The sequence below is a fragment of the Pseudomonas sp. HMSC066A08 genome, from assembly GCF_001813025.1.
GTDB lineage: Bacteria > Pseudomonadota > Gammaproteobacteria > Pseudomonadales > Pseudomonadaceae > Pseudomonas > Pseudomonas aeruginosa.
Genome location: NZ_KV811305.1, coordinates 313,896 through 326,983, shown reverse-complemented (window position 1 = coordinate 326,983; position 13,088 = coordinate 313,896). Strand labels below are relative to the sequence as shown.

10 protein-coding genes are annotated in these 13,088 nt (G+C 68.3%); 9 read left to right on the top strand and 1 reads right to left on the bottom strand.

All coding sequences use genetic code 11. The features are described from left to right. Nucleotides 1-80 precede the first annotated feature (80 nt). Nucleotides 81-845: a CPBP family intramembrane glutamic endopeptidase gene (locus HMPREF2886_RS17760; RefSeq protein ID WP_033970340.1), complete on the top strand. Its 765-nt coding sequence runs from the start codon at nt 81-83 to the stop codon at nt 843-845. Here HMPREF2886_RS17760 and atuR read toward each other — a convergent pair whose 3' ends face one another. After that, nucleotides 846-1,469, bottom strand: coding sequence for an atu genes transcriptional repressor AtuR (gene atuR / locus HMPREF2886_RS17755; protein WP_033976042.1), 624 nt, complete (start codon nt 1,467-1,469; stop codon nt 846-848). Between the two features lie 253 nt (nt 1,470-1,722). Here atuR and HMPREF2886_RS17750 point away from each other — a divergent pair, with 253 nt between their 5' ends. The 8 genes from HMPREF2886_RS17750 to HMPREF2886_RS17715 all read left to right on the top strand — a co-directional run bounded on the left by HMPREF2886_RS17750 (nt 1,723) and on the right by HMPREF2886_RS17715 (nt 13,080). Then, the gene (locus HMPREF2886_RS17750; protein ID WP_070747965.1) at nt 1,723-3,525 is read left to right on the top strand and encodes an acyclic terpene utilization AtuA family protein; all 1,803 of its coding nucleotides are present in this window, start codon (nt 1,723-1,725) and stop codon (nt 3,523-3,525) included. A gap of 69 nt (nt 3,526-3,594) precedes the next feature. Beyond that, entirely contained in the window at nt 3,595-4,473 is an 879-nt protein-coding gene (locus HMPREF2886_RS17745) for an SDR family oxidoreductase (RefSeq protein ID WP_031629417.1), read from the top strand. A gap of 1 nt (nt 4,474) precedes the next feature. Beyond that, entirely contained in the window at nt 4,475-6,091 is a 1,617-nt protein-coding gene (gene atuC, locus HMPREF2886_RS17740; protein ID WP_003090993.1) for a geranyl-CoA carboxylase subunit beta, read from the top strand. 118 nt (nt 6,092-6,209) lie between these two features. Beyond that, nucleotides 6,210-7,370: a citronellyl-CoA dehydrogenase gene (atuD, locus tag HMPREF2886_RS17735; RefSeq protein WP_003101733.1), complete on the top strand. Its 1,161-nt coding sequence runs from the start codon at nt 6,210-6,212 to the stop codon at nt 7,368-7,370. Between the two features lie 20 nt (nt 7,371-7,390). Further along, on the top strand, nt 7,391-8,185 hold the full coding sequence (atuE, locus tag HMPREF2886_RS17730; RefSeq protein ID WP_033970350.1) for an isohexenylglutaconyl-CoA hydratase: 795 nt from the start codon (nt 7,391-7,393) through the stop codon (nt 8,183-8,185). 45 nt (nt 8,186-8,230) lie between these two features. Beyond that, nucleotides 8,231-10,216, top strand: a complete 1,986-nt coding sequence (gene atuF / locus HMPREF2886_RS17725; RefSeq protein WP_033976038.1) for a geranyl-CoA carboxylase subunit apha — start codon at nt 8,231-8,233, stop codon at nt 10,214-10,216. A 51-nt stretch (nt 10,217-10,267) separates the two neighbouring features. Further along, the gene (locus HMPREF2886_RS17720) at nt 10,268-11,092 is read left to right on the top strand and encodes an SDR family oxidoreductase (RefSeq protein WP_003101741.1); all 825 of its coding nucleotides are present in this window, start codon (nt 10,268-10,270) and stop codon (nt 11,090-11,092) included. Between the two features lie 161 nt (nt 11,093-11,253). Further along, complete coding sequence (locus HMPREF2886_RS17715) at nt 11,254-13,080, top strand: long-chain-acyl-CoA synthetase (RefSeq protein WP_003138713.1); 1,827 nt, start codon at nt 11,254-11,256, stop codon at nt 13,078-13,080. The last annotated feature ends 8 nt before the right edge of the window (nt 13,081-13,088 follow it).

The window sequence follows — 13,088 nt, the reverse complement described above, 5'->3', positions numbered from 1 at the left end:
GGCAGAAGGACCGTTCCTTGAGCTTTTCCCATCCGCGGGTCGAAATGCCTTTAGAATCCCTCCTTTAAACGGGAGGCTGCATGCTCGGGCGTCTGATACCGCTTCTACCCATTCTGTTCCTGCTCGGGGGCTTCTTCACCGGGCACGTCGCGCTGCTGACGGCGGTCATCGTCCTGCTCTACATCATCTGGGTGACCTACGCCGAACGCTGGCTGCCGACCCTGCTCTGGTGGCCGGTGAGCCTCGCCGCCAGCGCCCTGATCGCCATCCACTACCTGCCCGGCTTCATTCCCCTGCGCCTGTTCCCCTGGGACCTGGCCAGCGCCAGCCCGCCGATCCAGATGATCTGGCTGCCCTGGGACAAGGCCCTGGTCGCCCTTACCCTGCTCGCCTGGTGGCTGCGCCGGCCGAAGCAACCGCTGGTGTCGCTGGATATCACCGCGCTGGCCTTCTGCCTGACCTTCTTCGTGGTGCCGCTGCTGTCGATCATGACCAATGCCGCGAGCTGGCAGCCGAAGTGGCCGGATGCCTTCTGGTGGTGGCTGGTACTGAACGTCGGGGTGGTCTCCCTGGCCGAGGAGGCTTTCTTCCGCGGCCTGCTGCAAAGCCAGTTGATCCGCTGGTTCGGCGCCTGGCCGGGAATCATCGTCGCGACCCTCGCCTACGCCGCGCTGCACCTGCTGGTGAACCCGGTGTACGCGCTGCTGGCCGGGATCGCCGGGCTGGGCTACGGCATGGTCCTGCACTTCAGCGGGCGGCTGTCCCTGGCGGTGCTGCTGCACGCCTCGATCAACACCCTGCACTTCCTCCTGCTGAGCTACCCGTTCCGCCTGATCTCCGAGTGATCAGGCGTCCTTGATCACCAGCGCCAGGGCTTCCTCGGCGAGCTGGTCGAGACTCATCGGTCCTTCCGGACGGAACCAGGTGGTGGTCCAGGACAGCGCGCCGGTGAGGAAGCGCCGCAGGATGAACGGATCGCCCTGGCAGTAGCCGGCCAGCCGCGCCTCCCCGAGCACGTCCAGCCACATCTGCTCGTAGATGTCGCGCAGGCCGAGGATGTACTCCTGGCCTTCGGTGGACAGCGAGCGCCACTCGTAGACCAGCACCGCCATCGCCTCGCCGGTGCCGCCCATGATCGATTGCAGCTCGCAGCGGATCAGTCCCAGCACCCGCTCGCGCAGGTCCTCGGCATCGGCCAGGGCGGCGCGCATCAGCGCGGTGTTGTAGAGGATGGTCTCCTCCATCACCGAGCGCAGGATCTCATCCTTGCTCTTGAAGTGATGGAAGATGCTGCCCGACTGGATGCCCACCGCGCTGGCCAGGTCGCGCACCGTGGTGCGTTCGTAGCCTCTGCTGCGGAACAGGTGGGCGGCGGTCTGCAGCAGCTTGCCGCGGGCGCTTTCCGGATCGGTGAGCTGTCCGGTGGCCACCAGCTCCAGCATCACTTCCCGGGCTTTCTGATCGTCCAACGCTGAGTACCCCTTTTCCGGATCGTCGGCGGCTCGGTGCCGCTCATCCGCGCGCCCGGCCGCTCCGTATTTGCCGACCGGCCTCGGGATTGCCCCGCAAGTGCTTGTCGGCATTCATGAAATGTATGCCTGCGAAGACGACCGAGCAAGCGCTTGGGTAACAGCCGCGAACGGATTTGTTTCCACCCTCTTCTCAACCAAGCGCTTGCTTGGTAATGTCGCCCCACACTTCCGCCGTCACGGGTCAAGAACAATGCAAAAGACCGTACGCATCGGCTGCGCCTCGGCCTTCTGGGGCGACACCTGTACCGCGGCCGCGCAACTGGTACGCGGCGCGCCGCTGGACTACCTGGTGTTCGACTACCTGGCCGAGGTCACCATGTCGATCATGGCCGGCGCCCGCCTGAAACAGCCGGACGCCGGCTACGCCACCGACTTCGTCGAGGTCCTCGCACCGCTGCTGGGCGAGATCGCCGAGAAGAAGATCCGCGTCATCAGCAACGCTGGCGGGGTCAATCCGCAGGCCTGTGCCGCCGCCCTCGCCGCGGCCTGCGAGAAGGCCGGGGTGCAGCTGAAGATCGCCGTGCTGCATGGCGACAACCTGCAAGCGCGCCAGGCCGAACTGGCCAAGGCCGGCATCCGCGAGATGTTCAGCGACGCGCCTTTCCCGCCGATGTGCGTCTCGCTCAACGCCTACCTCGGCGCACCGGGCATCGTCGAGGCCCTGCGCCTGGGCGCGGACATCGTGATCAGCGGCCGGGTGGTCGACAGCGCGGTGGTCAGCGCCGCCCTGGTGCACGAGTTCGGCTGGGCCTGGGACGACTACGACCGACTGGCCCAGGCCGCCCTCGCCGGGCACATCGTCGAATGCGGCGCGCAGTGCACCGGCGGCAATTTCACCGACTGGGAGCAGGTGCCGGACTACGAGCACATCGGCTTCCCCATCGTCGAGGTCGAGGCCGACGGGCGCTTCGTGGTGACCAAGGCGCCCGGCACCGGCGGCCTGGTCAGCGAACTGAGCGTCGGCGAACAGATGCTCTACGAGATCGGCGACCCCCGCGCCTACCTGCTGCCCGACGTGGTCTGCGACTTCACCGAGGTGCGCCTGCGCCAGGTCGGACCCGACCGGGTCGCGGTGGAAGGCGCGCGCGGCCTGCCGCCCACCGACCGGTACAAGGTCAGCGCCACCTATCCGGACGGTTTCCGCTGCACCGCCAGTTGCCTGATCGCCGGCATCGATGCGCTGAGGAAGGCCGAGCGGGTCAGCCAGGCGATCATCGCCAGGACCGAGGAAATCTTCGCCGAGCGCGGCTGGGAGCCCTACCGCGAGGTCAACGTCGAACTGCTCGGCAGCGAAGCCACCTATGGCCCCCATGGGCGTCGGCAGGACAGCCGCGAAGTGGTGGTCAAGCTGGCCGTCCGGCATCCGCGCAAGGAAGCCCTGGTGCTGTTCTCCCGCGAGATCGCCCAGGCCGCCACCGGGATGGCGCCCGGCCTGACCGGCATCGTCGGCGGCCGGCCGACGGTGTATCCGGTGATCCGCCTGTTCTCTTTCCTGATCGACAAGGCGCAATGCGCGTTGAGCGTAGAGATCGACGGCCAGCGCCATCCGCTGGAACTGCCGGTCCTCGAAGCCTTCGACCCTGCACGATTGGCCGAGGCGCGCCAGCCGCCACGCCCGGGGCAGCCCGCCAGCGCCAGCGTGCCGCTGGTGAAGCTGGCGGTGGCGCGCTCCGGCGACAAGGGCAACCACAGCAACATCGGGGTCATGGCGCGGCGCCCGGAGTACCTGCCGTGGATCGCCGAGGCACTGGAGGAAGGCGCAGTGGTGGACTGGATGCAGCATGTGCTCGACCCGCAGACCGGCCGGGTCGGCCGCTGGTACCTGCCGGGCAGCCACAGCCTGAACTTCCTGCTGGAGAACGCCCTCGGCGGCGGCGGCGTCGCCAGCCTGCGCATCGACCCGCAGGGCAAGGCCTTTGCCCAGCAGATGCTGGAGTTCCCGGTGGCGGTGCCGCAGGCGCTCGCCGACGCGCTGGAAACGCAAGGCAGATAACCACAACCAGGAACGGCGAATGCGGCGTTCCGCTGCCCCTCTACGGGATTCATCGGAGTCACCAGAACAATGAGCTACAACTCGATCTTCCGACCTGGTCTGTTCGACGGCCAGACCATCATCGTCACCGGCGGCGGCAGCGGCATCGGCCGCTGCACCGCCCACGAGCTGGCGGCCCTCGGCGCCCACGTGGTGCTGGTCGGACGCAAGGCGGAAAAGCTGGAGAAGACCGCCGGCGAGATCGTCGAGGACGGCGGCAGCGTCAGCTGGCACGCCTGCGACATCCGCGAGGAGGAGGCGGTGAAGACGCTGGTGGCGAATATCCTGGCCGAACGCGGGACCATCCATCACCTGGTCAACAACGCCGGCGGCCAGTATCCCTCGCCCCTCGCCTCGATCAGCCAGAAGGGCTTCGAGACCGTGCTCCGCACCAACCTGGTCGGCGGCTTCCTGGTCGCCCGCGAAGTGTTCAACCAGTCGATGAGCAAGACCGGCGGCAGCATCGTCAACATGCTCGCCGACATGTGGGGTGGCATGCCCGGCATGGGTCACTCCGGCGCCGCACGCTCCGGCATGGAGAATTTCACCAGGACCGCCGCCGTCGAGTGGGGCCATGCCGGCGTGCGGGTCAACGCGGTGGCGCCGGGCTGGATCGCGTCCAGCGGCATGGATACCTACGAAGGCGCGTTCAAGGCGGTGATCCCGACCCTGCGCGAGCACGTGCCGCTCAAGCGCATCGGCAGCGAGTCGGAAGTCGCCGCCGCCATCGTCTTCCTGCTCTCCCCCGGCGCCGCCTTCGTCAGCGGCAACACGATCCGCATCGACGGCGCCGCCAGCCAGGGCAGCCGCGCCTTCCCGCTATTCAAGGGCAAGCCGGGACAGAGCCGCGCGTACAACGGCTTCCACCGCGCCTACCTGCCCGACGTACTGAAGGACCAGGAGGACTGACATGCCCGCGATCCAGTCGGAACTCGACGTCAACGGAGAGGACTTCGCCCGCAACCGCGAGGCCATGCTCGCCGCCGTGGCCGGCTTCCGCGAATTGGAGCAGAAGGTCCTGGACAAGGCCGCCGAGGCCAGGCCGAAGTTCGAGAAACGCGGCCAACTGCTGCCGCGCGAACGCCTGGCGCTGCTGCTCGACCCGGGCGCGCCGTTCCTCGAACTGTCCTCGCTGGCCGGCTACAAGCTGCACGACGACAAGGACGGTACCCAGGCCGGCGGCGGGATCATCGCCGGGATCGGCTACATCGCCGGGGTGCGCTGCCTGGTCAGTGCCAGCAACAGCGCGATCAAGGGCGGCACCATCTCCCCGACCGGGCTGAAGAAGACCCTGCGCCTGCAGCAGATCGCCATGGAGAACAAGCTGCCGGTGGTGACCCTCACCGAAAGCGGCGGCGCCAACCTCAACTATGCGGCGGAGATCTTCGTCGAAGGTGCGCGCGGCTTCGCCAACCAGGCGCGGATCTCCGCCATGGGCATTCCCCAGGTCACCGTGGTGCATGGTTCCAGCACCGCCGGCGGCGCCTACCAGCCGGGGCTGTCGGACTACGTGGTGGTGGTGCGCGGCAAGGCCAAGATGTTCCTCGCCGGGCCGCCGCTGCTCAAGGCCGCCACCGGCGAGATCGCCAGCGACGAGGAGCTCGGCGGAGCCGAACTGCACGCGCAGGTCGCCGGCACCGCGGAATACCTGGCGGAAAACGACGCCGACGGCGTGCGCCTGGCCCGCGAGATCGTCGGCATGTTGCCGTGGAACGCACAACTGCCGGCGCGCCCGGCGCGTTCCTGGCGCGAACCGCTGTACCCGGTGGAGGAGCTGCTCGGGGTGGTTCCGGCCGACCCGAAGAAGCCCTACGACGTCCGCGAGATCGTCGCGCGCATCGCCGACGGCTCCGAGTTCCTCGACTTCAAGAACGAGTTCGACGGCCAGACCGTCTGCGGCCACCTGCGCATCGAGGGCCACGCCTGCGGCCTGATCGGCAATAACGGACCGATCACCCCGCAGGGCGCGGCCAAGGCGGCGCAGTTCATCCAGCTCTGCGAACAGAGCAACACGCCGCTGCTGTTCCTGCACAACACCACCGGCTTCATGGTCGGCACGGAGTCGGAGCGCCAGGGCGTGATCAAGCACGGCTCGAAGATGATCCAGGCGGTGGCCAACGCCCGCGTGCCCAAGCTGACCCTGGTGGTCGGCGGCTCCTACGGCGCCGGCAACTACGCGATGTGCGGACGCGGCCTCGACCCGCGCTTCATCTTCGCCTGGCCGAACAGTCGCACCGCGGTGATGGGCGGCGCCCAGGCCGGCAAGGTGCTGCGCATCGTCACCGAGGAGAAACACGCCAAGGAAGGCAAGGAAGCCGATCCGAAGATGCTCGACATGCTGGAAACCGTCACCGCGCAGAAGCTCGACAGCCAGTCCACCGCGCTCTACGGCACCGCCAGCCTGTGGGACGACGGCCTGGTCGACCCGCGCGACAGCCGCAGGCTGCTCGGCTACCTGCTGGATATCTGCGCGGAAGCCGAGGCGCGGCCGCTGAAGGGCAACAGCTTCGGGGTCGCGAGGTTCTGACTGAAACAGGCGAGCCGGCGACAGCCCCTCTCCCCGCGCGCTCCCTGAAGGAAGAAGGTTGGGAGAGAGCAAGCGGATCCTGCCGGAAAACAATGATGCCCAGGAGGAAAGACAACCCATGATCTTCACCCAGGAACACGAGGAACTCCGCCGCACCGTTCGCAGCTTCGTCGAGCGGGAAATCAACCCCAACGTCGACCAGTGGGAAAAGGACGGCCGCTTCCCGATCCACGAGATCTTCCGCAAGGCCGGGGAACTCGGCCTGCTGGGCATCTCCAAGCCGGAGAAGTTCGGCGGCATGGGCCTGGACTACAGCTACTCGATCGTCGCCGCCGAGGAATTCGGCAGCATCACCTGCGGCGGCATCCCGATGGCCATCGGCGTGCAGACCGACATGTGCACCCCGGCCCTGGCCCGCTTCGGTTCCGACGAGTTGCGCGAGGAGTTCCTCCGCCCGGCCATCGCCGGCGAGATGGTCGGCTGCATCGGCGTCTCCGAGGTCGGCGCCGGCTCCGACGTCGCCGGCCTGAAGACCACCGCGCGCAAGGACGGCGACGACTATGTGATCAACGGCAGCAAGATGTGGATCACCAACTCGCCGTCGGCCGACTTCATGTGCCTGCTCGCCAATACCTCCGACGACAAGCCGCACGTCAACAAGTCGCTGATCGTGGTCCCGATGAAGACCCCGGGCATTACCCTCAGTCCGCACCTGGACAAGCTCGGCATGCGCAGTTCGGAGACCGCCCAGGTGTTCTTCGACAACGTCCGCGTACCGCAGCGCAACCGCATCGGCGCGGAAGGCGCCGGCTTCATGATGCAGATGCTGCAGTTCCAGGAAGAACGGCTGTTCGGCGCGGCCAACATGATCAAGGGCCTGGAGCACTGCATCGACGTCACCATCGAGTATTGCAAGGAGCGCAGGACCTTCGGCCAGCCGCTGATCGACAACCAGGTCATCCACTTCCGCATGGCCGAGATGATGACCGAGGTCGAGGCGCTGCGCGCCCTGGTCTACCAGGCCACCGAGCTGTACGTGAAAGGCAGGGACGTGACGCGCCTGGCTTCCATGGCCAAGCTCAAGGCCGGCCGCCTCGGCCGCGAGGTCAGCGACGCCTGCCTGCAGTACTGGGGCGGCATGGGCTTCATGTGGGACAACCCGGTCTCCCGCGCCTACCGCGACACCCGCCTGGTGTCCATCGGCGGCGGTGCCGACGAGATCATGCTCGGCATCATCTGCAAGCTGATGGGCATCCTGCCGGGCAAGAAGAAAGGCTGACGTTCCAGGAGGAAACCGGCATGAGCCTACCGCATTGCGAGACCCTGCTGCTGGAACCCGTCGAGGGCGTCCTGCGGATCACCCTGAACCGCCCGCAAAGCCGCAACGCCATGAGCCTGGCGATGGTCGGCGAACTGCGCGCGGTGCTCGCCGCCGTGCGCGACGACCGTAGCGTGCGGGCGCTGGTGCTGCGCGGCGCCGACGGGCACTTCTGCGCCGGCGGCGACATCAAGGACATGGCCGGTGCCCGCGCCGCCGGGGCGGAAGCCTACCGCACGCTGAACCGCGCCTTCGGCAGCCTGCTGGAGGAAGCCCAGGCCGCCCCGCAACTGCTGGTGGCGCTGGTGGAAGGCGCGGTGCTCGGCGGCGGTTTCGGCCTGGCCTGCGTGTCGGACGTAGCGATCGCCGCCGCCGATGCGCAATTCGGCCTGCCGGAAACCAGCCTCGGCATTCTCCCGGCGCAGATCGCGCCTTTCGTGGTCCGCCGCATCGGCCTGACCCAGGCCCGCCGCCTGGCCCTCACCGCCGCCCGCTTCGACGGCCGCGAGGCGCTGCGCCTGGGCCTGGTGCATTTCTGCGAGGCCGATGCCGACGCCCTCGAACAGCGCCTGGAGGAAACCCTCGAGCAACTGCGCCGCTGCGCGCCGAACGCCAACGCCGCCACCAAGGCCCTGCTGCTGGCCAGCGAAAGCGGCGAACTCGGAGCCCTGCTGGACGATGCGGCGCGCCAGTTCGCCGAAGCGGTGGGTAGCGCCGAAGGCAGCGAAGGCACCCTGGCCTTCGTACAAAAACGCAAACCGGTCTGGGCCCAGTGAGCCACCACCGCGAAACAGGGCAATTGCCTGCAGGAGCCGAACGACATGCCCAGCTTCAACAAGATCCTCGTCGCCAACCGCGGTGAAATCGCCTGCCGGGTGCTGCGCACCGCCCATGAACTGGGCTACCGCAGCGTCGCCGTGTACAGCGAGGCAGACGCCGACGCCCGCCATGTGCAACTGGCCGACGAAGCCGTGTGCATCGGCCCGGCACCGGTGGCTCAGTCCTACCTGAACCTCGAGGCGATCCTCGACGCCGCCCGTCGCAGCGGCGCCGAGGCGATCCACCCCGGCTACGGCTTCCTCTCCGAGAACGCCGAGTTCGCCCGTGCCTGCGAAGCCGCCGGGATCGTCTTCATCGGCCCGGATGCGGAGGCCATCCACCTGATGGGCAGCAAGCGCCTGTCGAAGATCGCCATGCTCGCCGCCGGGGTGCCGTGCATCCCCGGCTACGAAGGGGCCGAACAGGACGACGCGACCCTGCGGCGCGAGGCCGAACGCATCGGCTACCCGCTGATGATCAAGGCCAGTGCCGGCGGCGGCGGCCGCGGCATGCGCCTGGTGGAGGAACCCGACCAACTGCTGGACCAGTTGCGCACCGCGCGCTCGGAAGCGCTGGGCGCCTTCGGCAGCGCCGAACTGATCCTGGAGAAGGCCGTGCTGCGCCCGCGCCACGTGGAGATCCAGGTGTTCGGCGACCGCCACGGCAACCTGCTCTACCTCGGCGAACGCGACTGCTCGGTGCAGCGCCGCCACCAGAAGGTCATCGAGGAGGCCCCCTGCCCGGTGCTCGATGCCGACCTGCGTCGCGCCATGGGCGAGGCGGCGGTGAAGGCCGCGGCTTCGGTCAACTACGTGGGCGCCGGCACCGTCGAGTTTCTTCTCGGCGAGGATGGCCGCTTCTACTTCCTGGAGATGAATACCCGCCTGCAGGTCGAACACCCGGTCACCGAACTGGTCACCGGCCAGGACCTGGTGGCCTGGCAGATCCGCGTCGCCGAGGGCCATCCGCTGCCGCTGCGGCAGGAGCAGGTGGAACTGCGCGGGCATGCCATCGAGGTCCGCCTCTACGCCGAGGACGCCGGTCGCGGCTTCCTGCCGCAGACCGGCACGGTGCTGCGCTGGGACCCGGAACTGCTGCCCGGCGTACGCATCGACCATGGCCTGGTCGAGGGGCAGGCGGTGACGCCCTTCTACGACCCGATGCTGGCCAAGCTGATCGCCTACGGAGCGACCCGCGACGAAGCCCGGCGCAAACTGATCCGCGCGCTGGAGCGCTGCGTGCTGCTGGGGGTCGACGGCAACCAGCGGTTCCTCGCCAACCTCCTGGCGCATCCGGACTTCGCCGCCGGCGAGGCGACCACCGCCTTCATCGGCGAACGCTTCGCCGATGACCCCAGCCTGCAACCGCGCCAGCCGGGCGCCGAGGAACTGGCCCTGGCCGCCGCCCTGCTCTACCAGGCCGGCGCCGAGGCCAGCGCGCACCAGCCCGGCCTGGCCGGCTGGCGCAGCGCCGCCGGGGCGCCGTGGAAGATCGTCCTGAAGCACGCCGAACAGCGCCTGGAGATCGGCCTGGACGTCCTCGAAAGCGGTCGTCGGCCGCGACTGCTGGCGCGCCTGGAGCGACGCGAGATCGCCGTGCGCCTGCTCGACTGCGACGGACGCTGGGCCAGCGCCGAACTCGACGGCATTCGCCGTCGCCACGCCTACCGCCTGGACGGCGGGCGCCTCTGGCTGTACGGCCACGGCGGCAACCTCGAACTGCTCGACGTCACCCACGCCGGCGCCAGCGCCCAGGTCGGCGCCAGTTCCGGCACGGTCAAGGCGCCGATGGACGGCGCCATCGTCGAGGTGCTGGTCGGCGAGGGCGAACGGGTCGGCAAGGGCCAACTGCTGCTGGTGCTGGAGGCAATGAAGATGGAACACCCGCTGAAGGCCGGAGTCGACGGCGTGGTCCGCCGCGTCCAGGTCGGCCGTGGCGAGCAGGTGCGCAACCGGCAGGTGCTGGTCGAGGTGGAAGCCGACGCCTGAGACAACCCGCCGCTCATCCGCAACGACAACGACAAGAAAACGGAGACGCCCATGTCACTGCACGGCAAGACCCTGTTCATCACCGGCGCCAGCCGCGGCATCGGCCGGGAGATAGCCCTGCGCGCCGCGCGCGATGGCGCCAACCTGGTGATCGCGGCGAAGAGCGCCGAGCCGCATCCCAAGCTGGAAGGCACCATCTTCAGCGTCGCCGCCGAGGTCGAGGCCGCCGGCGGCCAGGCCCTGCCGCTGCAACTCGACGTGCGCGACGAGCAGGCCGTGGCGGCGGCCATGGCCCGCGCCGCCGAACGCTTCGGCGGGATCGACGCGCTGGTCAACAACGCCGGGGCGATCCGCCTGGTCGGGGTGGAGAAGCTGGAGCCCAAGCGCTTCGACCTGATGTACCAGATCAACACCCGCGCAGTGCTGGTCTGCAGCCAGGCCGCCCTGCCCTACCTGCGCAGGAGTGCCAACGGCCACATCCTCAGCCTGTCGCCACCGATCAACCTGGCCGGCAGGTGGTTCGCCCAGCACGGCCCCTACACGGTCACCAAGTACGGCATGAGCATGCTTACCCTGGGGATGCACGAGGAGTTCGGGAAATACGCCATCAGCGTCAACGCGCTGTGGCCGAAGACCATGATCGCCACCGCCGCCATCGAGTTCGAGCTGGGCAGCCGTGACGCCTTCCGCCGTGCGCGCACCCCGGCGATCATGGCCGACGCCGCGCACGCCATTCTCACCAGCGAGGGGCGCAGCCTCAGCGGGCGCCTGCTGGTCGACGAGGAATTGCTGCGCGAGCGCGGCCAGAGCGATTTCGAACAGTACCGCTACGACCCGGAGGGTGGCGCGCTGGTGCCCGACCTGTTCCTCGACTGAGGTCTCCGACGAAAGGCGCGCGGCGCTCTGCGGCGGGCTTCCGGGCTATTTGCCGAAGTGCCCCGGGGCGACCGCGCAACGGTCATAGCCGAGGCGGCGGCTGCGGTCTAGAGTCGCGGGAGCGTCCTACGCCCCGCACAACAACGACAAGCGCGAGAGCCATGACCCACGCCGACCTGATCACTTTCAACCGTTTCGTTGCCCGCCTGCCTGCCACCTTCGGCCGCGTGCCGCGCATGCTGCGCGGCCTGTACTACACCGCGATCCGTAACCGCGAGAAGAGCCTGTCCCTGGGCTGGGCGCTGGAGCGCGCGGCACGCCTGTACCCGGACAACCCGGCGGTGCTCGACGGCCAGCGGCGGATCAGCTACGCCCTGTTCAACGGCTGGGCCAATCGCCTGGCGCGCGCCTTCAAGGCCGAGGGCGTAGGCCACGGCAGCGTGGTCGCGGTGATGCTGGAGAACCGCGTCGAGCTGCTGGCGATCCTCGCCGCCCTGGCCAAGCTCGGCGCCATCGGCGCACTGGTCAACACCACCCAGCGCGGCAAGGTCCTGGTGCACAGCCTGAACCTGGTGAAGCCCGGCCACTTCGTGGTCGGCGAAGAGTTGCGGGAGGTGTTCGAGGAAGTCCGTCAGGAGGTGCTCGGCAACGCCGGCCATTGCTACTGGGTCGATGACGGCGACACCCTCGGCGATCCCGGCTCGCCGCCGATGGGCTGGCGCAACCTGATGCGCCTGGCCCAGGGGCAGACCTCGGAGAACCTCGAGGACACCGGCAGGGTGCGGCTCAAGGACTCCTGCTTCTACATCTACACCTCCGGCACCACCGGCCTGCCGAAAGCCTCGATCATGAGCCACGGCAAGTGGATCAAGGCCTACGGCGGCTTCGGCCATTCCGGCCTGGGCCTGGGCCGCGACGACGTGCTCTACCTGACCCTGCCCTGCTACCACAACAACGCCGTGACCGTCTGCTGGAGCGCGGCGCTCGCCGGCGGCGCGGCCATGGCCCTGCGCCGCAAGTTCTCCGCCAGCGGTTTCTGGAAGGACGTGCAACACTACCGGGCGACCTGCTTCGGCTACATCGGCGAGCTCTGCCGCTACCTGCTGAACCAGCCGCCGTGCGCCGAGGAACGCGGCAATAGCCTGACCTGCATGATCGGCAACGGCCTGCGCCCGTCGATCTGGGCCGAGTTCAAGCAACGCTTCGAGATCCAGCGGATCACCGAGTTCTACGCTTCCAGCGAAGGCAACATCGGCTTCACCAACGTATTCAATTTCGACAATACGGTGGGCTTCTCCCCAGCCACCTACGCCATCGTCCGCTACGACCTGGAGAACGACCGCCCGGTGCGCGACGCCAAGGGCTTCATGGAGAAGGTCGGCAAGGGCGAGGTCGGCCTGCTGATCAGCGAGATCAGTGCGAAGTGGCCGTTCGACGGCTACACCGATCCGGCCAAGAGCGAAGCGGTGATCCTCCGCGACGTGTTCAAGAAGGGCGACGCCTGGTTCAACACCGGCGACCTGATGCGCGATATCGGTTTCAAGCACACCCAGTTCGTCGACCGTCTCGGCGACACCTTCCGCTGGAAGGGCGAGAACGTTTCCACCACCGAGGTGGAAAACGCCCTCGGCGCCTTCGACGGGGTCGAGGATGCGGTGGTCTACGGCGTGGAGATTCCCGGCACCAACGGCCGCTGCGGGATGGCCGCGCTGCGCCTGGCCGATGGCGTCGAACTGGACCGCGACGCCCTCGCCGCGCACCTCGACCGCGAGTTGCCGGCCTATGCCACACCGGTGTTCCTGCGCCTGCTGCGCGAAGTCGAGACCACCGGCACCTTCAAGTACAAGAAGACCGACCTCAAGCGCGACGCCTACGATCCCGCGCGGGTCAGCGACAAACTCTTCGTCAGGTTGCCCGGCAGCGCCGGCTACCAGCCGCTGGACGCGGAGCTGTACCAGGCGTTGCAGGAGCAGCGCTACCGCTTCTGAGCACCGTG

Excerpts from the sequence above, each read along its gene's own strand:
- atuF (WP_033976038.1), top strand. The coding sequence starts at position 8,231 with ATGCCCAGCTTCAACAAGATCCTCGTCGCCAACCGCGGTGAAATCGCC.
- atuC (WP_003090993.1), top strand. The coding sequence starts at position 4,475 with ATGCCCGCGATCCAGTCGGAACTCGACGTCAACGGAGAGGACTTCGCC.
- atuD (WP_003101733.1), top strand. The coding sequence starts at position 6,210 with ATGATCTTCACCCAGGAACACGAGGAACTCCGCCGCACCGTTCGCAGC.
- HMPREF2886_RS17720 (WP_003101741.1), top strand. The coding sequence starts at position 10,268 with ATGTCACTGCACGGCAAGACCCTGTTCATCACCGGCGCCAGCCGCGGC.
- HMPREF2886_RS17750 (WP_070747965.1), top strand. The coding sequence starts at position 1,723 with ATGCAAAAGACCGTACGCATCGGCTGCGCCTCGGCCTTCTGGGGCGAC.
- HMPREF2886_RS17715 (WP_003138713.1), top strand. The coding sequence starts at position 11,254 with ATGACCCACGCCGACCTGATCACTTTCAACCGTTTCGTTGCCCGCCTG.
- HMPREF2886_RS17760 (WP_033970340.1), top strand. The coding sequence starts at position 81 with ATGCTCGGGCGTCTGATACCGCTTCTACCCATTCTGTTCCTGCTCGGG.
- atuE (WP_033970350.1), top strand. The coding sequence starts at position 7,391 with ATGAGCCTACCGCATTGCGAGACCCTGCTGCTGGAACCCGTCGAGGGC.
- HMPREF2886_RS17745 (WP_031629417.1), top strand. The coding sequence starts at position 3,595 with ATGAGCTACAACTCGATCTTCCGACCTGGTCTGTTCGACGGCCAGACC.